This is a genomic window from Mycobacterium neglectum (assembly GCF_002591975.1).
Classification (GTDB): Bacteria; Actinomycetota; Actinomycetes; order Mycobacteriales; family Mycobacteriaceae; genus Mycobacterium; species Mycobacterium neglectum.
This window is the reverse complement of sequence record NZ_NVQE01000005.1, coordinates 142,603-163,635: the sequence shown is the minus strand read 5'-3', so window position 1 is coordinate 163,635 and position 21,033 is coordinate 142,603. Positions and strand designations below refer to the sequence as shown.

General features: G+C 65.6%; 21 protein-coding genes. 14 read left to right on the top strand and 7 right to left on the bottom strand.

Translation table 11 applies throughout. The features are described from left to right. Window positions 1-34: 34 nt before the first annotated feature. Entirely contained in the window at window positions 35-859 is an 825-nt protein-coding gene (locus CSQ99_RS06640) for an SDR family NAD(P)-dependent oxidoreductase (protein ID WP_099038256.1), read from the top strand. Here CSQ99_RS06640 and CSQ99_RS06635 read toward each other — a convergent pair. Continuing rightward, on the bottom strand, window positions 848-1,405 hold the full coding sequence (locus CSQ99_RS06635; protein WP_099038255.1) for a carboxymuconolactone decarboxylase family protein: 558 nt from the start codon (window positions 1,403-1,405) through the stop codon (window positions 848-850). The genes CSQ99_RS06640 and CSQ99_RS06635 overlap by 12 nt on opposite strands. Beyond that, window positions 1,402-3,168, bottom strand: a complete 1,767-nt coding sequence (locus CSQ99_RS06630) for an N-acyl-D-amino-acid deacylase family protein (RefSeq protein WP_099038254.1) — start codon at window positions 3,166-3,168, stop codon at window positions 1,402-1,404. The genes CSQ99_RS06635 and CSQ99_RS06630 overlap by 4 nt, the downstream gene beginning before the upstream one ends. 22 nt (window positions 3,169-3,190) lie before the next feature. Between CSQ99_RS06630 and CSQ99_RS06625 the strand changes: the two genes are divergently transcribed. Further along, window positions 3,191-3,580 (top strand): VOC family protein, encoded by a 390-nt coding sequence (locus tag CSQ99_RS06625; RefSeq protein WP_099038253.1) that lies wholly within the window; start codon window positions 3,191-3,193, stop codon window positions 3,578-3,580. An 18-nt stretch (window positions 3,581-3,598) separates the two neighbouring features. On the opposite strand, the gene CSQ99_RS06620 is transcribed toward CSQ99_RS06625, so the two are convergent. Genes CSQ99_RS06620 through CSQ99_RS06610 form a run of 3 tightly spaced genes read right to left on the bottom strand, consistent with a single transcriptional unit; the run spans window position 3,599 to window position 6,710 of the window. Further along, window positions 3,599-5,149, bottom strand: a complete 1,551-nt coding sequence (locus tag CSQ99_RS06620; RefSeq protein WP_099038252.1) for a tripartite tricarboxylate transporter permease — start codon at window positions 5,147-5,149, stop codon at window positions 3,599-3,601. Further along, a complete protein-coding gene (locus CSQ99_RS06615; protein WP_099038251.1) occupies window positions 5,146-5,682 on the bottom strand; it encodes a tripartite tricarboxylate transporter TctB family protein in 537 nt (178 codons plus the stop codon). The genes CSQ99_RS06620 and CSQ99_RS06615 overlap by 4 nt, the downstream gene beginning before the upstream one ends. Then, window positions 5,679-6,710 carry a Bug family tripartite tricarboxylate transporter substrate binding protein gene (locus CSQ99_RS06610; protein ID WP_176560902.1) on the bottom strand — a complete coding sequence of 344 codons (1,032 nt, stop codon included), beginning with the start codon at window positions 6,708-6,710 and terminating at the stop codon, window positions 5,679-5,681. Before CSQ99_RS06610 ends, CSQ99_RS06615 begins: the two co-directional genes overlap by 4 nt. Before the next feature lie 139 nt (window positions 6,711-6,849). On the opposite strand from CSQ99_RS06610, the gene CSQ99_RS06605 reads away from it, so the two are divergent. The 10 genes from CSQ99_RS06605 (at window position 6,850) to CSQ99_RS06560 (ending at window position 15,770) form a co-directional block, all read left to right on the top strand. After that, on the top strand, window positions 6,850-7,599 hold the full coding sequence (locus CSQ99_RS06605) for an IclR family transcriptional regulator (protein ID WP_099038249.1): 750 nt from the start codon (window positions 6,850-6,852) through the stop codon (window positions 7,597-7,599). Then, a complete protein-coding gene (locus CSQ99_RS06600) occupies window positions 7,596-8,783 on the top strand; it encodes a CaiB/BaiF CoA transferase family protein (protein ID WP_099038248.1) in 1,188 nt (395 codons plus the stop codon). Before CSQ99_RS06605 ends, CSQ99_RS06600 begins: the two co-directional genes overlap by 4 nt. Continuing rightward, entirely contained in the window at window positions 8,780-9,403 is a 624-nt protein-coding gene (locus tag CSQ99_RS06595; protein WP_099038247.1) for an RraA family protein, read from the top strand. Before CSQ99_RS06600 ends, CSQ99_RS06595 begins: the two co-directional genes overlap by 4 nt. Next, window positions 9,400-10,368, top strand: a complete 969-nt coding sequence (locus CSQ99_RS06590; RefSeq protein ID WP_099038246.1) for an NAD(P)-dependent oxidoreductase — start codon at window positions 9,400-9,402, stop codon at window positions 10,366-10,368. The genes CSQ99_RS06595 and CSQ99_RS06590 overlap by 4 nt, the downstream gene beginning before the upstream one ends. Further along, window positions 10,365-11,318, top strand: a complete 954-nt coding sequence (locus tag CSQ99_RS06585; RefSeq protein WP_099038245.1) for a hydroxymethylglutaryl-CoA lyase — start codon at window positions 10,365-10,367, stop codon at window positions 11,316-11,318. The genes CSQ99_RS06590 and CSQ99_RS06585 overlap by 4 nt, the downstream gene beginning before the upstream one ends. A gap of 9 nt (window positions 11,319-11,327) precedes the next feature. Beyond that, window positions 11,328-11,840: a mycothiol transferase gene (locus CSQ99_RS06580; protein WP_099038244.1), complete on the top strand. Its 513-nt coding sequence runs from the start codon at window positions 11,328-11,330 to the stop codon at window positions 11,838-11,840. After that, complete coding sequence (locus CSQ99_RS06575; protein WP_141562651.1) at window positions 11,837-12,412, top strand: phosphatase PAP2 family protein; 576 nt, start codon at window positions 11,837-11,839, stop codon at window positions 12,410-12,412. The genes CSQ99_RS06580 and CSQ99_RS06575 overlap by 4 nt, the downstream gene beginning before the upstream one ends. A 9-nt stretch (window positions 12,413-12,421) precedes the next feature. Beyond that, window positions 12,422-13,948, top strand: coding sequence for an aldehyde dehydrogenase family protein (locus CSQ99_RS06570; RefSeq protein ID WP_099038243.1), 1,527 nt, complete (start codon window positions 12,422-12,424; stop codon window positions 13,946-13,948). A 69-nt stretch (window positions 13,949-14,017) separates the two neighbouring features. Continuing rightward, a complete protein-coding gene (gene ppk2 / locus CSQ99_RS06565) occupies window positions 14,018-14,881 on the top strand; it encodes a polyphosphate kinase 2 (protein WP_099038307.1) in 864 nt (287 codons plus the stop codon). 34 nt (window positions 14,882-14,915) lie between these two features. After that, window positions 14,916-15,770: a hypothetical protein gene (locus tag CSQ99_RS06560; RefSeq protein WP_099038242.1), complete on the top strand. Its 855-nt coding sequence runs from the start codon at window positions 14,916-14,918 to the stop codon at window positions 15,768-15,770. Between the two features lie 7 nt (window positions 15,771-15,777). Here the strand turns inward: CSQ99_RS06560 and CSQ99_RS06555 are convergent, their stop codons facing one another. Continuing rightward, window positions 15,778-16,680 (bottom strand): crotonase/enoyl-CoA hydratase family protein, encoded by a 903-nt coding sequence (locus tag CSQ99_RS06555; RefSeq protein WP_099038241.1) that lies wholly within the window; start codon window positions 16,678-16,680, stop codon window positions 15,778-15,780. Between the two features lie 115 nt (window positions 16,681-16,795). Between CSQ99_RS06555 and CSQ99_RS06550 the strand changes: the two genes are divergently transcribed. Next, complete coding sequence (locus tag CSQ99_RS06550) at window positions 16,796-17,722, top strand: EfeM/EfeO family lipoprotein (RefSeq protein WP_099038240.1); 927 nt, start codon at window positions 16,796-16,798, stop codon at window positions 17,720-17,722. Further along, the gene (locus tag CSQ99_RS06545; protein WP_099038239.1) at window positions 17,719-18,990 is read left to right on the top strand and encodes a Dyp-type peroxidase; all 1,272 of its coding nucleotides are present in this window, start codon (window positions 17,719-17,721) and stop codon (window positions 18,988-18,990) included. Before CSQ99_RS06550 ends, CSQ99_RS06545 begins: the two co-directional genes overlap by 4 nt. Here the strand turns inward: CSQ99_RS06545 and CSQ99_RS06540 are convergent. Next, the gene (locus CSQ99_RS06540; RefSeq protein WP_099038238.1) at window positions 18,983-21,031 is read right to left on the bottom strand and encodes a prolyl oligopeptidase family serine peptidase; all 2,049 of its coding nucleotides are present in this window, start codon (window positions 21,029-21,031) and stop codon (window positions 18,983-18,985) included. The genes CSQ99_RS06545 and CSQ99_RS06540 overlap by 8 nt on opposite strands. Window positions 21,032-21,033: the final 2 nt, after the last annotated feature.

The following is a 21,033-nucleotide window of genomic DNA, read 5'->3' as shown; positions in this document are numbered from 1 at the left end:
ACCCTAGGATACGACGACCGCGTATGTTCGAGCCATGGCTCTTCCCTCGCCGTCACCGGCCACCACCGCCGTCGTCACCGGAGCATCGTCGGGCATCGGCGCTGATATCGCTCGTGAGCTGGTGGCGTGTGGCCACGGCGTCACACTGGTGGCTCGCCGCGAGGAACGCTTGCGCGACCTGGCCAACGAACTGTCAGGCGCCGTGCGAGTCGAGGTGATCGCCTGCGACGTCGCCGATCCCGAAGCGCGCGCGACGTTGTTCGACGAGATCGCCGACCGCGGACTGTCAATCGACATCCTGGTGAACAACGCCGGTATCGGCACGATGGGCGCGGTCGAGCAGTCAACGCCGGGTGACGAGATCGCCCAGGTGCGCGTCAACGTCGAGGCCGTCATCGACCTGACCACCCGCGCGGTACAGCAGATGGTTCCCCGCGGCCGCGGCGCGATCCTCAACGTCGGCTCGACCGCGGGCTTTCACCCGTTTCCCGGCCAGTCCGGTTACGCCGGGACAAAGGCCTTCGTGCACAGCTACAGCGAAGGTGTGCGTGGCGAGTTGGAAGGGACGGGCGTCACCGTCGCGACCCTGTGCCCCGGCCCGGTGCGCACCGAGTTCCTGCAATCGGCGGGTATGGACGAGAAGGAATTCGACGCATTTCCGAAGTTTCTGTGGATGCCGTCGCGCGACGTCGCTAAGGTCGGCGTCGACGCACTCGAGAACGATCGCGGAACAGTGATCGCGGGCGTGCAGAACAAGCTGAGTACCCGTCTGATGCAGGCACTTCCGCGGAAGGTGCTACTCAAATTGCTCGCCGGCAACCACCCGGCGCTGCGCCGGGACAGCAAGTCAGTCGGCTGACTGCGGCCACTGCCGCATCCAGCCCTCTGCCGGTAGGGCCATCCCGTTGCACAGTGTGCAGATCGTCCGGTACCAGCCGACGGCGATGAGCAGCTCCAGTCGCTGCTCATCACTCAGGCTGTCTCCCAATCGGTTCCACGTGTGCTCCGACCATGCGCCGGTGCTGTCCAGTTCGTCGACGGCCGCGATCAGCGTGCGTTCGGACTCGCTCCACCCCGGATCAAGTCCGGTGACCATCGCGTCGCATTCGTCGTCGCTGACACCGGCGATCGGACCCCAGAACGCGGCCTGCCCGCCCCACTCGTACTCGCAGTGCACCAGTGCGCAGATCCGCAGTATCGCGATCGTGCGCACCCGCGGCGGCAAAAGTGCTTCGATGTAAAGGGATTCGCCGAGCTTGCGCAACCGCGAGGCCAGATTGGGATGCCGTTGCAGACACCGCACCAACAGCAGGGGTTCGTAGGTGCGGTCGGGATGGCCCCAACTGTTGATGCCCGCGGCATCCTCGTCGCTCCATGGCGGAGCGACCGGAGCGACTCTGCTCATGCGCCCGCGGGTGCGGGCTGGCGACCACGGATCAACTTGCCGGGGCGGGCGGCAGTGGGCTCGCCGTTCTCGCTGATGATCTCTCCGGACACGATCGTCAGCACGTAGCCTTCGGCGGTCTGGTCCAGGCGGCGGCCTCCGGCGGGCAGGTCGTGGACGATCGTCGGCTTGTGCAATTTCACTCCGGCGTGGTCGATCACGTTGAGGTCGGCCTTGTAGCCCACCGCGATTCGGCCTCGGTCGGCCAACCCGGCCACTCGGGCAGGAGCCGACGTCAGCTCCCGAATCGCTTCGGCAATCGTCAGCCGGCCTTTCGCCCGATCGCGGGTCCAGTGCGCCAGCATGTAGGTCGGGAAGCTCGAATCGCAGATCATCCCGTAGTGGGCACCGCCGTCGCCGAGGCCGAGCACCACGTCGTCGCGACGGATGAGTTCGCCGACGGTATCGAGCGAGTTGTCCTGGAAGTTGGCCATCGCCCCGAGCAGGATGGCATGGCCGTCGTCGTCGAGGAGCCTGTCGTAGGCCTCCTCCATCGGAGAGACGCCGCGAGCCTCGGCCCGCTTCAGAATGCTCATCGAGCGGTCGGGCTCGTAGTTGGCGTCATCGCCGAGCGGGAACACCCACTCCCACATCTGCGCCAGGTGTACCAGCGGATTGACTAGGCCCGGGCCGGGCTTATCGGCCAGGATACGTTCGCGCACTTCGGGTTTGCGCATCTGGGCGACGCGCTCGGCCAGCGGAAGGTGCGCGATCTCCTGATAGCTCGGAAACAGCACGAACGGATTCGCGGTCAATTGAAGCCCGATCATCAGCCCGATCGGTCGCGGGAACACCTGCGCGGTGATGTCGCCGCCCGCGGCGTTGGCCTTCTCGACCATCGTGATGGCCTCCGGCCATAGCGGGTCGCCTCCATTGAGGACGAGCAGCGTGAAGGTGACCGGCAGACCGGCCTCGCCCGCGGCGTCGAAAACCTGCTGCAGCACCGGCTGAAAGCCGCCCGCGGGGATGTCGGGCACGAATTGAAGCAGACCGCCGCCTGCGTCGGCGACGCCGCGGGCGATTTCGAGGATCTCCTCCTCGGCGGCGTTGAAGCTCGGGATCTTCTCGCCGCCGTCGGTGCGGTGAGTGGCCAGCCGCGACGACGCGAAACCGAGTGCGCCGGCCTCGATGGCCTCGCTCGCGAGTTTCCGCATCAACGCGAGATCCTCCGCCGTCGCGGGTTCGCGATCTGCTCCGCGCTGACCCATCACGTAGACCCGCAGTGGGGAGTGCGGAAGGAACGCCGCGACATCGATGTCCCGTTGCCGTGCATCCAGGGCGTCGAGGTATTGCGGAAAGGTCTCCCACGTCCACGGCAGCCCGTCGACCATCACAACGCCGGGGATGTCCTCGACGCCGGCCATCACGTCGACGAGCACGTCGTGATCCTCGGCTCGGCACGGTGCGAAGCCGACGCCGCAGTTGCCCATGACGGCCGTCGTCACACCGTGCGCCGACGACGGAGTCATCCGGTCGCTCCAGATGGCCTGCCCGTCGTAATGCGTGTGCAGATCGACAAACCCCGGAGTTACCAGTAGCCCCGTCGCATCGATCTCCTTCGCGCCGGTGCCGATCGCGGGGTCGTCTGCGCGGCTCACTGCGGGATCGTCTGCGCGGCTCACCGCGGTGATCACACCATCGGAGACCGCGACGTCGCCGACGAACGGTTCGCCGCCGAGTCCGTCGACGATGGTGCCGTTCCGGATGACGAATTCGTATGTCATAGGTCGAATCTACGATGGCCGGATGATTGACCACTTCGGAATCAACTGTGCGAACTGGGAAGAATCCAAGGCGTTCTACGACAAGGTCCTCGGCGTGCTCGGATACACCCGCCAAATGGACTATCAGGTCGCCATTGGTTACGGCTCAGAGGGCAAGCCCGATTTCTGGATAGCCGACATGAGCGCGGGCGAGGCGGCAGGGCCCAACCGGGAAGTGCACTTCGCCTTCCAGGCCGCAGGCACCGATGCTGTGCAGGCGTTCTATGACGCCGCAGTCGAGGCGGGCGCCGAAGCCCTGCATGCGCCGCGGATCTGGCCGGAGTATCACCCCGGCTACTTCGGCGCATTCGTGCGTGACCCCGACGGCAACAACATCGAGGCGGTGTTCCACGGGGCGCAGCCGCAGGACTAGGCACTACGCCGGGAAGTGTCAGTCTTCCTCTCCGACGGTTACCTTCGTCTTCTCGGCGGGCTCGCCTCGCAGGCGTCGGATCAGCCACGGGACATAGGGCACCACGACGGCAACCACCGCGAGCGCCAGAATGATCGCCGAGGACGGACGGCTGACGAAGACATTCCAGTCGCCGTTGGACGCGGTGAGTGCACGGCGGAGCTGGCTCTCGAGGTTGGGACCCAGGATTGCGCCCAGGATAACTGGGGCGATCGGGAAGTCGTAGAGCCTCATGAACATGCCGACGACGCCGATGGCGTACGCGATGAGCAGGTCGATCGGGTTCCCCGACACTGCGTATACGCCCAGCGTGGCGAACACGAGGATGCCGGCATAGAGCATCGGCCGGGGGATCTGCAGCACCTTCACCCACAGCCTGATGAGCGGAAGGTTGAGCAGCAGAAGCATGACGTTGCCGATGTACAGCGACGCGATCAGCGCCCACACGAGCTCGGGTGAGTTATCGAAAAGCTGTGGCCCGGGCTGCAAGTTGAAGATCTGGAACGCCGCAATGAGCACGGCCGCCGTGGCCGACGTCGGCAGGCCAAGGGTCAGAAGCGGCACCAGCACGCCGGAGAACGACGCATTGTTGGCCGCTTCCGGGCCGGCGACGCCCTCGATCGCACCCTTGCCGAACTCAGCTTTCCCCTTCGACCGCCTCCGCTCGTAGCTGTAGGACAGGAACGTGGGCAATTCGGCTCCGCCGGCCGGTAGCACGCCGAACGGGAAGCCGACGCCCGTGCCGCGCAGCCACGGTCCCCACGATCGCCGCCAGTCCTGGCGGCTCATCCAGAAGATGTCGCCCTTGCGCGGTGGGTCGAGCGGTGCCAGCACGCCCGTTTTAGTGCGGCCGCGGACCAGCACGTAGAGGGTCTCGCCGATCGCGAACAGCCCGATGATGAGGATCACCTCGCTGATCCCGTCATAGAGCAGTGGCTGCCCAAAGGTCAGCCGGGCCTGACCCGACAGCGCATCCAATCCGACCAAGCCGAGCGTGACACCCAACAGCAGCGCCAGCAGTCCTCGCACGATCGAGTGACCGACCAGTGCGGTGACCGCGAGCAGCGAAAAAACCATCAACGCCGTGTAGTCGGCTGCGGTGAACGACTTGGCGAGTTCACCGATCGGCTTCGCGACGAAGGTGAGCAGGACGGTGGCAATCGTGCCCGCGACGAACGAGCCGATCGCGGCCGTGGCCAGCGCTGCTCGGGCGCGGCCCCGGCGTGCCATCGCATGGCCTTCCAGGGCAGTGGCAACCGATGCCGATTCCCCCGGAGTGTTGAGCAGAATCGATGTGGTCGAGCCGCCGTACATCGCCCCGTAGTAGATGCCTGCAAACAGGATGAACGCCCCTGCGGGCTCATCGAACTGAAATGTAATCGGCAACAGCAGGGCGATGGTCACCGCCGGACCGATCCCGGGCAGGACCCCGACTAGCGTGCCGAGTGTGACGCCGAGAGCGGCGAGAAGCAGATTGGTCGGTGAGAAGACCGTCGCGAAACCACCGAGCAGGTCGGTGAATACGGTCATACCGGCAGCACTCCCGTGGGCAGGTGGATATTCAGTCCCTGCGTGAAGAGGAAGTAGACGGCCACCGTCAGCGCGACGGCTACGATCGCGGCGCGAATGTGGTGGGTATTGCCCAGGATCGTCGCGCACACCGCGAAGAGCGCGGACGTAGAGATCAGGTAGCCGGCGTACTCCAGCAGATAGGCATAGGCGACCAACGTGACCACGAGAGCCAGCACCCGCGGCAGATGGTCGAGCCGCTGGGCGGCCATATCGACGCGCCGACCGGCCAGCGCGGCTATGGCGCTCGCCAGGTACGCGATCGCGAGCAGGATCCATCCGGTTGCGAGGGCGACGGGCAAGAACCGTGGACCCTGCGGATCGAGTTCACCTGGGACCCGCCAGGCCTGCCACAGCAGGACGACCCCGACGGCGAGGACGAGTACGCCGAACACGATGGGTGCCACGGACGACGCGGCCTCGACCTCCTCGTCGACATGCTGTGTGCTGTCATCGTCGGGGCTGGTGTCGTGGACTTTGTTCTCGATGCTCACAGCCCGAGCTCGTCGAGAGTCGACGCCGTCTGCAGCTCCTGTTCGGAGACGAAGTCGGTCGCGTCCTGGCCGGTGCGGTAGTCGTCAGTCCAGCCACGCTGCTCGAGCAGCGCTTTCCACTGTTCGGAGCTGTGTATGCGGTCGACGAACGCGGTGATCCCCTCGGCATCGGCCGCACTGATCCCGGGTGGGGCGAAGATCGCCCGCCAGTTGACGAAGTCGACGTCGATGCCAGCTCCGCTCAGTGTCGGCGCGGGCTTTCCGCCGACCTCGATCTCATCCTTCGAGCTGACCGCGAGGAGCCGCATCTCGCCGCTCTCGACCTGCCCGGCGAACTCCGAAACGCCCGACACTCCGACCTGGACATCCCCGGACAGGATTCCGGCCGTCGCCTCGCCGCCGCCCGCATAGCCGATGTAGTTCATCTCGCCCGGCGAGAGGCCGGCGGCCTTCAGCATCTGGCCGATGACGATGTGGTCCGAGCCGCCGGCCGAACCGCCGCCGAAGATGACGGACTTGGGGTCGGCCCGATACGCGTCGACGACGTCCTGGATCGTCTGGAACGGCGAGTCGGCGCGCACCACGAACGCCTCGGCTTCGGAGGTGAGTGTCGCGATCGTCGTGGCCTGGGTGATCGACAGCGGTGAGTTGGCCTGTTTGAGGGCGCCGATCATCACGAGGCCGCCGATCATCAGTGAGTAGGGATCGCCCTTGTCATTGGTTGTCAGCTCGGCGAGACCTGTGGCGCCGCCGCCGCCTTCCCGGTTGATGACCTCGACGCTCTGGTCGGTCAGCTTCGCTTCTTGCACCACCTGCTGCAATCCGCGGGCGGTCTGGTCCCAGCCGCCGCCGGGAGCCGCCGGAACCAGCAGCTCGACCGGCCTGGTCGGATAGTTCGCGGCGGCGTCGCCACCACCACTGTCCTCCCGGCCGGGGGCGCACGCAGTTGCCAGGGCAAGTGCGACGCTCACGCCCAAGGCGATCGCAGGGGTAAGGCGGCGGTAACGCCGCGGTCGCAAGACGCTCACCTTGTGCTCCTTGTCACAGGTTGGTGCAGCCGACCCTATAGCACCTCCCATCTGATGGTCTATAGAAACCATGGTGTGGATTAATCGATCGCTTTCAGGTACTTTCACCCTCACAAGACACCGACCATGAGGAGGGCGCTTGGCTGGCGATTCCTCGGTCCGCAGCGTCGCGCGCACACTGGACCTGCTGAACCTCTTCGACCATCACCGCCCGTTTCTGACGCTGCGCGAGATCGTGGAACGCAGCGGGCTGCCCAAGACAACGGTGGTGCGACTGCTGGCCAATCTCCAATCTCGCGCGCTGTTGTCGGTCCGTGCCGACAACACCTACACGCTGGGGGCGGGGATGTTGCGGTGGGTGCGGATGGCCGGCGCCCTCTGGGAGGTGAATGAGCAGACCGTCGCCAGCATGCGCAGGCTCGTCGACGCCTGCGGCGAGACGGTCAACATCTACGTGCGCCAGGACGCGACGCGGATGTCCATCGCGCAGCAGCAGGGCGTCCATACCGTTCGTAACGTCGTCGAGGTCGGCACGCCGATGCCGCTGTGGGCCGGTTCCGCCGCGAAGGTGTTGCTCACCGGTGCCCCGCAGATGCTCGACGACCTCACGATTCTGAATCCGAGTCTCGACGTCGCCAGGCTGCGTGCCGAGGTCGACGAGGCGCGTCGTGTCGGCTTTGCCGTCAGCCATGGCGAACGGGAAGACGGCGCCAGTGCGGTGGCCGCACCTATTGTCGCCGCCGACGGGCGCGTGCTGGCCGCGCTGTGCATCAGCGGCCCCACTTCGCGACTGACCGGAGAGCGGCTGGAGACAGCCGTCGGCGCGGCGGTAGACGCGGCCAAGGAGATCTCCGGATTCGGGCTCGGCGGTGTCGAGGAGTTGTTATGAGTCGTCCTCTGCTGCAGGGGGTTCGAGTTCTCGACCTCACCAACGTTCTCGCCGGCCCATTCGCCGGCTATCAACTCGCGTTGCTCGGCGCCGACGTGCTCAAGGTCGAGAGTCCACACGGCGGCGACCTGGCTCGTCAGCTCGGAGCCGATCCCGACCTCAGCCGCGAACACCTCGGAGCGTCCTTCTTGGCACAGAACGCCGGCAAGCGATCGGTCGCACTGGATCTCAAGGATGAGCACGACCGCGACGTCTTCACGACGCTGGTTGCTGACTATGACGTCATACTCGAGAACTTCCGGCCAGGCGTCATGGATCGACTGGGTTTCGGCTGGGACGCAGTGCGCGCGATCAACCCATCGGCGATCTACTGCGCTGTCTCGGGGTTCGGGCAGACAGGCCCGATGCGAGATCGTCCGGCGTACGACCAGATCATCCAGGGGTTGTCCGGTCTGATGAGCGTGACGGGAACCGAGCAGGTGTCGCCACTGCGCGTCGGCGTGCCGATCTGCGACAGCATTGGCGGAATGGTCGCCGCGTTTGCGATCTGCGCAGCCCTGGTCAGAAAGGAGAAGACCGGAGAAGGCGCCTTCCTTGATGTTTCGATGCTCGAAGCCGCGATCGTCTCGATGGGCTGGGTGGTTTCCGACCAGCTCATCACCGGGCGGGATGCGCGCCCGATGGGCAATGAGAATCCCACCTCGGCGCCGTCCGGCACGTTCGACACCGCGCAGGGCGACCTCAACATCGCCGCGAACAAGCAGGAGCAGTTCGAAACGCTATGTGACGTATTGGGGCGTCGAGATCTACTTTCCGACAACAGATTCGACACGCGCGACCTTAGACAACAACACCGTCGCGAACTAAGTGACGAGCTGCAAACAACCCTCGGCGAGAGATCCGCAAGCGAGTGGGATGCACATCTGGTACGGAGCGGGGTCCCCGCCGCGCCGGTCGTCACCGTTCGAGAAGCGTTGGAATCCGAGCATATTCGCGCCCGCGGCCTGATCCACTCCGTGGCATCGCCGTCATCGCGTGGTGGCAGCCTGCGTCTGCTGGGCAGTCCGATTCATGTTGACGGCGAGGCGATAGGCCCGGTCGCGCCGCCTCCGATTCTCGGTGCTGATACAGCCGATGTTCTTGCCGAGTATGAAAACCGCACCCGCGCAGAAGGATCCCGATGACCATTACCACGCCTGAAATCGCCGATTTCGACCGGTGCGATCCCGGCCTGCTCGCCTCGCTGGCCCACTACGGGCCGGCGATGGTGAGCGATGCGATGGAGCGTTTCGGCGCTCTCGACTCTGAGATCCAGGCGCAGTGGCCGACCGCTGGGTTGGTGGGCAATGCGTTCACCGTCTGGACGCGGTCCGGCGACAACCTCGCGGTCCATGCTGCCCTTGACCTCGTGGCGCCGGGGGACATATTGGTGGTCAACGGGTCTGGAGATAAGAGTCGTGCCCTCATCGGCGAGATGATCGGAATCAAAGCCAAGGCTCGCGGCGTCGCCGGTTTCGTCATCGACGGTGCGGCCCGCGACATCGACGCCCTTCGGGAACTGGACGTGCCGGTCTTCGCGCGCGCGTCCACCCCAGCCGGCCCCTACAAGCACGGTCCGTTCCGGCTCCTGCAGCCGATCGCCGTCGGCGGCGTGTGCGTTTGGCCGGGCGACGCGGTGGTCGCCGATCGCGACGGCGTCACCGTAGTCCCCCGTATCTCCTTGGCGGACACGGTAGAGAAGGCGGCGCAGATCGAAACCCAAGAGGCGACAAAGCGGATCGCCAACGCAAAACCCATACGATGATTTCCTCACCGCTGACGTGGATTCCCCGACCAGTCGCCGACGAAGCCCTCGCTCAGCTGCGTCGACACGGCGACGTTGCACTGGGCTACGGGCCTGGCGCCGTTGACTTTCGTTCGGTCTCGGCGCGAACTACCGGTGTTCTCTTGCGCACCGCCGAGTTCCGCAGAAGGGACATAGATCTCGCTCCGAACCTGTGCATAATTGCCCGCCACGGCGCTGGATACGACACCGTCGACGTCGACGCGGCGACTGAACGCGGTATCCCGGTCACCACCACCGGCGCCGCCAACGCCGGCGCCGTGGCCGAACACGTTTTTGCCCTGCTGTTCGCGGTGGCGCGAAACGTCACCACCGCGGACCGCGCGGTCCGAGACGGACGGTGGGTCAGCGCCCGTGGCGCGCTCACCGGTCTGGAGCTAGGTGGCCGCACAATGGGCCTATTGGGCGGTGGCCGTATCGGTCGGCGCGTTGCGGCGATCGCCTCGGCGCTGGGGATGACCGTCGTTGTCAGTGATCCCGCCCTGTCAGCCGAAGACGCCGAGGCACTCGGCGTTCAAGTGCTCGGACACGACGAGCTGCTGGCCGCGAGTGACGTGCTCTCCCTGCATCTTCCGCTCACCCGCGATACGGAGAAGATCATCGATCGAAGCGCCCTGTATGCCCTACCGGCCGGTGCGATCCTCATCAACACCGCCCGCGGCGGTCTGGTCGACGAGCACGCACTGCGCAAGTGCCTCGATGACGGCCAAATAGTCGGCGCCGGCCTCGACGTACTCGCGTGCGAGCCGCCAGCGGACGGCAATCCGCTGCTCGCACACCCGCGCACGGTGCTGTCCCCCCACATCGCCGGGCAGACTGACGCGGCGCTGCGTCGCGTCGCACTGGAGGCCGCGGCAGCCATTCTCGCCACCTACCGCGGGGAGACCCCGGCCGGCGCGATCAACGGCGTGGTGGTCGGCGGATGACGAACACTGCGCGCGCGGCGCGCACATCCGAGATCGACGTCCTGGTGAGCGAAGTCGGTCCACGCGATGGGCTGCAGAGCGTGGACCGCACGATGCCGACGGCGGTGAAAGGCCGGTGGATCTCCGCACTTGCCGACGCCGGCCTTCGGGAGATCGAGGTCGGCTCGTTCGTCTCTCCCAAGCTCCTGCCACAGATGGCGGATGCCGCCGACGTCGTCGCCGGTGCGATGACGATTCCGAATCTGAAGGTGCTTGCTTTGGTGCCCAACGTGATCGGTGCCAAGAACGCAGTCGCTGCGGGGGCGCGAAGCCTGACCATGCCCGTCTCGGCCTCACGGGCGCACAGTCAGAGCAATATCGGCATGACTCCCGAACAGGCCGTGCAGCAAGTAGCCGCCATCGTCGACCTGCGTGCCGGAACTCCCGACCTCCGCCTGGAAGTGGGTATCTCCACCGCGTTCGGATGCACGATGGAAGGCCCCATCGACGAGGATTGGGTCATCGAACTGGCGCTGGCAGCCGCCGAAAAGGGCGCGGACAGTGTCGGACTGTCGGACACCACCGGCCACGCCAACCCGACCCAGGTGCGGCGCCTGTTCACGCGGTTGCGCTCCGAACTCGGCGAGCGTAGCGGTGGCGCACACCTGCACAACACCCGTGGGCAGGGGCTCGCCAACGTGGTCGCCGCGCTCGATGTCGGAGTCACCACCTTCGACTCGTCGCAAGCCGGGCTCGGCGGCTGTCCCTACGCGCCAGGGGCGAGCGGCAACATCGTCACCGAAGACCTCGTCTATCTATTGGAAAGCATGGGTCTGCGCACCGGCGTCGATCTGGAGGCGCTCATCGAGGCGCGATCGATCATCACCGAGGGACTTCCCGGTGAAGACCTCTATGGTCAGGTTGCAGAGGCCGGGTTGCCGAAGGGCTTTCGTTACGCCCGACACCGGTAACGTCAGGGCATGGCTAGCTCTGATGAGGCGATTCGCGCATTGCTCCGGGATTCGTTCACGAGGCTGATCGAGCACGTCGAGGGCCTGACCGACCGGCTGACCGACGAGATCGCGTTCTTCCGGCCGACCGCGGATGCCAACAGCATTTCGTGGTTGATCTGGCACAGTGCACGCCAGCATGACCTCCAGCTGGCCGATATTGCGGGCACCGAACAGGTCTGGTTCCGCGACGGCTGGGTCGACCGTTTCGGCCTCGATCTACCACGCGATGCGATGGGTTACGGCGACGGGCCCGACGAGGTCGGCCGGGTCCGCGCATCAGCGGATCTGCTGGCCGGCTACTACCACGGTGTGCACAAGGCGACCCTCGAATACATCTCCTCGGTCACGCCTGAGGAGTTGAGCCGCGTCGTCGACGAACGGTGGGATCCGCCGGTGACCGCCGGTGTACGGCTGGTGAGCATCATCGATGACAGTGCGCAGCACCTGGGCCAGGCGGCCTACGTGCGCGGCATTGCATGATTCGTATTCGGTGGTGGTGGCCGATTGTCGGGGTGGCGGCGATGATCCTGCTGGGGCTCGCCGTTCGTAGGGGACCCATCCCGCTCGACGACTGGTTCCAGGAGCACGACAACAGCGTCGCGCGGGCGCTGTCCTACCTCGCGAATCCGCTGTCGCTCGCCATCCTCGGATTCGCCGTGGTGGGCATGGCGCTGTACCGACGGTGGCGGCGACTCGCGGCGGTCGCGGTCGTGTTGCCGCCGGCCGCCTATCTGCTCGTGCAATTCATCAAGCCGCTGTTCGGGCGCATGAAGGGTGACGGCCTCGCGTATCCGAGCGGACACATCACGACGACGACGGTCGTATTGGGACTCTTCGTCTTGGTGGCGGGTGGTGCGTTGTGGGCGCTTCTGATCGCGGTGTCGTACGCGACGCTGGCCATGATCGGCGTGGGTTCCACCTTCCACTACTTCACCGACACCATCGGCGGGATGCTGCTCGGGACGTCCATCGTGTGCTGCGCCGCGCTGGTGGCCTGGCGTGACTTGACACGTGTCAACCCCGGTGCGATTTACGTCACACGAGGTGGTTAACATAGGTCTATGACCGCGACACCCGAAGTAGCTCTGCCCCCGGAATCGCAAGTCGGCACCATTCTCAACCCCGCGACCGGCGCCGCAGCCGGGACCGTGCGGTGGACCGACCCGGCCGACGTGCCCCGCATCGCGGCAGGTCTGCGTCGGGCGCAACGCGAATGGGAGGCCCGCGGCCCCAAAGGTCGCGCCAAGGTGCTGGCCCGCTTCGCCGTGTGGATGGGCGAGCACCGCGATGAGATCGAACAGCTGCTGGTCTCCGAGACCGGCAAGTCGGCGACCGACGCCGCCCAAGAGGTGCCGCTGCTGATCATGATCGCCTCGTACTACATCAAGACGATGGAGAAGTCGCTGGCGCCCGAGGCTAGGCCCGCGTCGCTGCCCTTCCTCAACATCAAGAAGGTGACGGTGCATTACCGGCCGCGGCCCATCGTCGCCATCATCGCGCCATGGAACTACCCCGTCGCGAACCTCCTGATGGACGGCATCGCGGCGTTGGCGGCGGGATGCGCGGTCCTGCTCAAGCCCTCTGAGCGCACCCCGCTGACCGCGGAGCTGCTGTTGCGTGGCTGGGCCGACTCCGGCGCACCCGAGGTCATGGCGATCGTTCAGGGGGCAAGACCGGCCGTGGAGGCCGTCGTCGACAACGCCGACTACGTCCAGTTCACCGGCTCGTCGGCCACCGGCGCGAAGGTGGCCGAACGTGCTGCGCGGCGGCTCACGCCGGTAAGCCTGGAGCTTGGCGGTAAGGATCCGATGGTCGTGCTCGAGGACGCCGACGTCGACCTCGCCGCGCATGCTGCAGTCTGGGGTGCATTTTTCAACGCAGGTCAGACGTGTGTCTCCGTCGAGCGGGTGTACGTGCTCGAATCGGTCTACGACGCGTTCGTCGCCGCCGTGGTGCGTGACGTCAAGAACCTGAAGATGGGTGCGGGCGAGGGGCACGACTTCGGCGCGCTGATCGACGACAGCCAAGTCGCTGTGACGGAGCGTCATGTGGCCGACGCCGTCGCCAAGGGCGCGAAGGTGCTCACCGGTGGCAAGCGGGCGGCCGGCCCCGGCAGCTTCTACGAGCCGACGGTGCTCGTCGACGTCGACCATTCGATGGACTGCATGATGGAGGAGACGTTCGGCCCGACCCTTCCGATCATGAAGGTCGCCACGGTTGCCGAAGCGGTGCGCTTGGCGAACGACAGCCCCTACGGCCTCAGCGCATCGGTGTTCTCGAAGGACATCGACCGTGCGAAAGACGTTGCAGTGGAACTGGATTGCGGTGCGGTCAACATCAACGACGTGATATCGAACCTGATGTGCACCACCGCGCCGATGGGCGGATGGAAGACATCGGGCATCGGAGCCCGCTTCGGCGGCGCGGACGGTGTGCGCAAGTTCTGTCGTCAGGAGGTTGTCGTCGCTCCCCGCACCAACGTCGGAGCGGGCGGCAACTACTACAACAACTCGCTGCGTGCGCTCAAGCGGATGAACACGATGATGACGAAGTTGGCGCTGATCCGGCCCAAGCGCACCGCCAAGTAGCGCCTCCGCGCCACCTGTCGTTCACCTCGTCGTCACGCTCGCTTACGGGTGGGTCGCTATTTTCTGCCGGTGACTGAGCTCAAGGGAACCGAGTACTACAGCGTCCGTGACGACGACGATGACGACCCGGTGCTGGTGCACCATCCCAGCGGAGCCGACGTCGACACCTGGCGTGCGGGCTACCCGTACGACGAGCGCATGTCGCGCCACGAATACGAGGAGCACAAGCGGCTGCTACAGATCGAGCTGCTGAAGCTGCAGAAGTGGAGCCAATCGAACGGGCTGCGGCACGTCATCGTGTTCGAGGGCCGTGACGCGGCGGGCAAGGGCGGCACCATCAAGCGCTTCATGGAGCACCTCAACCCCCGTGGTGCCCGCGTCGTGGCGCTCGAGAAGCCCACCGAGCGCGAGCGCACGCAGTGGTACTTCCAGCGATACGTCACCCACCTACCAGCGGCGGGGGAGATCGTGATGTTCGACCGGTCCTGGTACAACCGCGCCGGCGTCGAGCGCGTAATGGGCTTTTGCACACCCGACCAACATGAGGAGTTCATCCGCCAGGCACCGCTGTTCGAGCAGATGCTGGTCAACGACGGCATCAGCCTGACAAAGCTGTGGTTCTCGGTCACACAGGGTGAGCAGCGCACCCGTTTCACGATCCGTCAGGTCGATCCCGTCCGGCAGTGGAAGCTCTCGCCCACCGACCTTGCGTCGCTGGACAAGTGGGACGCGTACACCGCCGCCAAGGAGGACATGTTCGCCCTCACCGACACCGATATCGCCCCGTGGACGGTGGTCAAGAGCAACGACAAGAAGCGCGCCCGCATCAATGCGATGCGACACGTGCTCGGTAAGTTCGACTACGACAACAAGGACCGTGAGGTGGTGGCCGAGGCCGACCCCCTCATCGTGGGACGCGCGCTGACCGACTGAGCGCAGCCCGCGTCCGGTCGGGTAAGGAGGACGCGTGCGGTTCGTCACGACCATGTTCCTGTGGCTCGTCACGACCGTCCTGCTTGCGGTGGCCGTCCCGACGATGTGGGCGCAGCGCAATGTGGTCAGTGAGGACGGTTACGCCGCGCTGGCGGCGACCGCGGCGCACGATCCGACGTTGCAGCGCGCGATGGCCTCGGAATTGTCGCGGCAGATCAGCGACTTCGCCGCCAACAATGGGTACGGCACCCTCAACACCGAGCTCGTCGGAAACGTCGTCACGGCCTACACCGGCAACGAGGGATTCCCCGGTCAGTTCGCGCAGGCCAACCGAATCGCACATCGCTGGATGTTCACCGACTCGATCCGGTCCGAGGACGGCGCGGATGGCCGCTGGCTGGTCGACATCGCGCCGATGCTCAACGATGCGTCGATCAGGCAAACGCTCGGCGACCTCGACCTGGACGTGCCGCAGACGCTGACGGTGCCGATCACCGTGCCAGAGTCCTCTGCGCTGCGGCCCGGCCAGCTGCGCATGTTGTCAACCTGGGGTCCGTGGGTGAGTGTCGGGTCGACGATACTGGCGGGTCTGTCTGCGTTGCTTGTGCTGGCCGCGGCCCGATCGCGGGGCAAAGCGCTTGCCGCGCTCGGTGTTTCGGCACTCATGGTGGGTGCTGCGGGTTGGGCCGCGCTGGAGGTGTCGCGTCGTTACGTCGACGTCGCGCTGAATCAGACTGCGGGCGATATCCGGCAGATTGCCGACGTGATGGTGGGCCAGGCCGAAATGAGCGCGCACCACTGGCTTAACCTCACGTTGGCCGCCGGCGGGGTGCTCGTGGTGTTCGGGGTCGCCGTGTCGCTGCTCGGCGGCCTGCGCCGGCGGGACTAGCCGGGCTCTAGGGTTCGATGATGTGCGACGGATCGGGCCTACGGTCCGGCGGCGCCTGGCTGTAGTCACCCCACGGTCCGTCGCGTTCCTCGACGGCCGCCCGGACACCCTGTGCCTCAGCGGTTTCGATGAACGTCAGGGCATCGGGCGTGTTGCGCATCAAGCCGTCGAGGATGCCGCCGAGCGTCTGCGTCGAGGCCAGCCCCATGTTCTCGTAGGCCTGGTTGACGATGAGCTTCTGGGCCTGCAGCTGAGACAGCGGGATCCGGGCGAGTTTGTCCGCGATCTCCTTGACGCGCGCCTCGAGGCGCTCGAACGGCACCGACTCGTTGATGAGTTCGACTGCGGCGGCCTCTTTTCCGGTCAGTGGCTCGCCGGTCAGCGAGTGCCATTTCACCTTCGCCAGACTCAGGCGGTAGAGCCACATGCCGGTGAGGTAGGCACCCCACATGCGGGCGTACGGAGTCCCGATGACCGCGTCGTCGCTGGCGATGACGATGTCCGCGCACAGTGCGTAGTCACTGGCGCCGCCCACACACCAGCCGTGTACCTGCGCGATGACGGGCTTGGACGCCCGCCAGATCGCCATGAACTTCTGGGTGGGGCCGGTCTCGCGAGTGCTGACCATGGCGAAGTCCTTACCGGGATCCCAGCGACCATCGGTGTTCATGGCGTCGCCCCAGTGCGCGAAGCCGCCGCCGAAGTCGTAGCCGCCGGAGAACGCGCGCCCGGCGCCGCGCAGCACGATCACCTTGACGGCGGGGTCGCGTTCGGCTGCTCCGATGGCCTGCTCGATCTCATCCGGCATCGGCGGAACGATGGTGTTGAGATGCTCGGGCCGGTTCAACGTGATGGTCGCGACCGGTGGCTCGGTCTTGTAGAGCAGAGTCTCGAATGTTGGCGTCGGCATAGCTGCAGTCGAGTCACTTCGGATTGGTAAGTCAAGAACAGCGGATATTTAGGTGTGCCTACCCTCCGGCCTGGGGTGATGCTATGTTCAGCCTTTCCTAACTTAGAGGGTGCAAATGAATCGTTTCTTGGCATGGTCAGTGCCGGTGGTAGCCATCAGCCTTATCGTCGCGGGCTGCTCCAGCGACACGGGCAGTACCGAAGAGACGTCGTCAGCCAGTGCGACGACCACCTCTTCGAGCGCAGCCGCTGCTGCTCCCAATCCGCTGGCCGAGCAGGCAGCCGCGGAATACAAGACTTACGCCGTCGGTCAGATCGACGAACTCGTCGTCGCCGTCAAGGTTTTCACCGACGCGGTGCGGGCAAACGATCTGAAGGCTGCGCAGGACGCTTACGCGCCGTCTCGTCTGCCATGGGAGCGCATCGAGCCATTGGCCGGCTTGGTGGCGGAGATCGATGGCAAGGTCGACGCCCGTGTTGACGACTTCGCCGGTGTCGACGACGCCGCGTTCACCGGCTGGCACCGCCTGGAGTACCTGCTTTTCCAGGAGAACACGACCGAGGGTGGCGCCCCGTTCGCCGATCAGCTCGATGCGGACATCGCGGCCCTTAAGGAGCAGTTCCCCACGGTCGAGGTGACGCCCGTCGATGTCGCGACCGGTGCGGCGGAACTGATCGAAGAGGTCTCCGAAGGGAAGATCACCGGCGAGGAAGACCGCTACTCCAAGACCGACCTGTGGGACTTCGACGCCAACCTGCAGGGTTCGCAGGCCGCCGTCGACAAGCTGAAGCCGGCACTGCAGGAGGCTGATCCGGAGCTGCTCGGCAAGATCGAGGCCGGCTTCACGGAGATCAACGCGACCCTGCAGCCGCTTCGCCAGGGTGATGGCTGGGTGCTCTACTGCACGGAGAACGATCCGTACCCGTCGCCCCGGTGCACCGGAGTGACCGTCGACCCGCCGACCATCGACAAGCTGAAGGCCCAGCTGGCCGGCCTGTCGGAGAACGTGTCCCAGATCGCGGGGGCTTTGAAGCTGTCGTGACCGAGCGGCCGTCGCGCCAGGGCATCTCACGGCGAGGATTCGTCACGGGTGCCCTGAGCGCGGGCGCCGGGGCCGCTGTCGGTGCCGGCGCCACGTATGCGTTGACCGACTCGGTGCAGCGGGAGTACCTCGCACCCGCCACGCCGGAGGTCTTCGTCCCTTTCGAGGGTGTGCACCAGACGGGTATCACCGCGCTGCCGATACCCGAGCAGGGGCTGGTGGCCTCCTTCAATGTCCAGTCGAAGGATCGTGCCGGGCTGACCACGGCGCTCAAAGAACTCACCGAGGAGATCCGGGGTCTGATGGCGGGCCAGCCGCCCGAAACCCGGGATGCCGCCTACCCGCCGGTGGACTCGGGCATCCTCGGCGAAAAGCCGCCTGCGGACAACCTTTCGATCGTCGTCGGTGTCGGGGCGTCGCTGTTCGACGATAGGTTCGGGCTCGCCGATCGCAAGCCCAAAGAGCTGGAAACGATGCCCTTCCTTGCCAATGATCGGCTCGACCCCAAGATCTCGCACGGCGACATCTCGGTCCTCTTCGAGGCCGGCCACAACGACACCGTTCAGTTCGCGCTGCGCCAGGTCATGAGGCGGACGCGCAGCGATCTCGTGTTGCGCTGGATGATCGACGGCTACGCCCGCGGCATCGGTGCGGGCCAGGCGTCGGAAGCCGTGACTCCCCGAAACCTGCTGGGATTCAAGGACGGGACGTCGAATTTGGACGTCGACGATGCAGCCCTGATGGATCGTCATGTGTGGGTGAGCGCCGATGACGGCGAACCGGAGTGGGCGGTCGGCGGCTCGTATCAGGCGGTCCGCATCATCCGCAATTTCGTGGAATTCTGGGACCGAACCCGGCTCGTCGAACAGGAGCAGCTCATCGGGCGTGCCAAGGTCAGCGGCGCGCCGCTGGGGCTGACGGGTGAGTTCACCGATCCCGACTATCCCTCAGACCCCGACGGCAAGCGGATTCCGCTCGACGCGCATATCCGGCTGGCGAATCCGCGGACTCCCGAAACGGACGAAAACCTCATCCTGCGAAGGGGATTCAACTACTCGCGGGGCTTCGACGGCGCAGGCAGGCTCGATCAGGGGTTGGCGTTCGTCGCCTACCAGCGCAGCCTGGAAAAAGGCTTCCTCACCGTGCAGCGCCGCCTCAAAGGCGAGCCGCTGGAGGAGTACATCATGCCGGTGGGCGGCGGCTTCTTCTTCATCCTGCCGGGTGTGACGGGTCCGGACCGGTTCCTCGGCGATCAACTGGTCAAGTGAGCATCGACCACAGGTACTCGTAGATCAGCGCCGACTTGAACGCCGTCTGGGCGTTGTCGGCCGCACCGGCGTGGCCGCCCTCGATGTTCTCGTAGTACTGCACCGAATACCCCAATTCCTCGAGCGCCGCGGTCATCTTGCGGGCATGCCCGGGGTGTACCCGATCGTCGCGCGTTGACGTCGTGATCAGCACCGGAGGATAGCTCAGGTCCGCCGAAATATTTTGGTAGGGAGAGTATTCGGAGATGAACGCCCAATCGTCGGGGTTGTCCGGATCGCCGTACTCGGCCACCCACGAGGCCCCGGCGAGCAGCAGATGGAACCGACGCATGTCCAGCAGGGGCACGCTGCACACCAGGGCGCCGAACAGTTGGGGATATTGCGTCAGCATGACGCCCATCAGCAGGCCGCCGTTGCTGCCGCCCTGGGCGCCGAGTGCGTCGACCGTGGTTATCCCACGGTCAACGAGATCGGATGCCACCGCGGCGAAGTCCTCGTAGACCAGATGCCTGTTCTCACGCATCGCCTGGGTGTGCCAGGTCGGTCCGTACTCGCCGCCACCGCGGATGTTGGCCAGTACGTAGGTGCCCCCGCGAGCCAGCCACAGTCGGCCGAGCACACCGGCGTAACCCGGTGTGTTGGCCACCTCGAAACCGCCGTACCCGCTGAGCAACGTCGGTCCTGGCCCATCTGAATTACGGTGACCGACGACGAAATACGGGATCTTGGTGCCGTCGGCAGAGGCCACGAAGTGCTGGGTCACCTCGATGTCGGAGGCATCGAAGAACGCGGGCGCGCTCTTGATCGTGGTCACCTCGGTACCCGCGCGCCCCCACAGCAACTGGGATGGTGTGTCGAAACCGCTCGAGTCCAGAAACATCTCGTCGCCATACTCATCGATGTCCACCAGCACGGTGTTGGTATTGGGCGGGATTCCGGGGATCGACGTGCGCTCCCATGTGCCTGGTGTCACGAGGTCGACGTGACTGGACACGTCGACCAGCATGACAAGCACCAGGTGATCGCGCGTCCACGCGTAGCTGTCCAGACTGGAGTGTTCGTCGGGTTCGAATACGACGGTCAGTTCGCTTGTGCCGGAGAGGAATTCGTCATAGCGGGCCGCCAACAGTGAACCCGGACGGTAAGTGGTCGCACCGACGGTCCACTCGGTCCGTGGCCGGATCAACAGCCACTCGCGGTGCACGGACATCCCGGCGTCGGTGGGTATCTCGATGTCGATCAACTCGCCGCCGCGAAGCTCGTAGCGGTCGCGGTTGAAGAAGTCGAAAGACCTTGTGATGAAGAGTCGCTCGAAGCCCGGCGTCGGATCGTAGCCGCCGCCGACGCTGACATCTGTCGCCTCGCCTTCGAACAGCGTCAGGGCGTCACTGAGTGGTTGACCCCGCAGCCACCGTTTCACAATTCGCGGATAACCGGAGTCCGTCATCGAATCGGGACCGAACTCGGTGCCGACCAATACGGTGTCGCGGTCCTGCCACGTCACACTCGACTTCGCTTCTGGAAGCTCGAACCCGTCGGTGACGAATTCGCGCTTCTCCATGTCGAATTCGCGCACCACGGTGGCGTCGGCGCCACCCCGTGACAGTTCGATCAGGGCCAATCGGTGATCAGGCTCGAGAACCTCGGCGCCGGCCCACACCCATTTCTCACCCTCGGCCTCGGCGAGCGCATCGACGTCGAAGAGCACATCCCATTCGGGGTCGGCGGTGCGGTAACTATCCAGCGTCGTGCGCCGCCACAGTCCGCGCGGATTGACCGCATCGCGCCAGAAGTTGTAGAGGAACTCACCGCGCCGCCGCACGTACGGGATCCGCGCTTCGGTGTCGAGGACCTCCAGCGCCTCCGTACGCATCTGGTCGAAGCGGGTCCCGCCGAACGCGGCGAGCGTGGGCTCGTTGTGCTTGCGCACCCAGTCCAGCGCGTCGTCGCCGGTGATGTCTTCGAGCCACAGATAAGGGTCTTGGGCCACAGCACCATTGTGGCCGTTCGGCGTAGTGTGAGCTCCGTTACACCCATTCATCC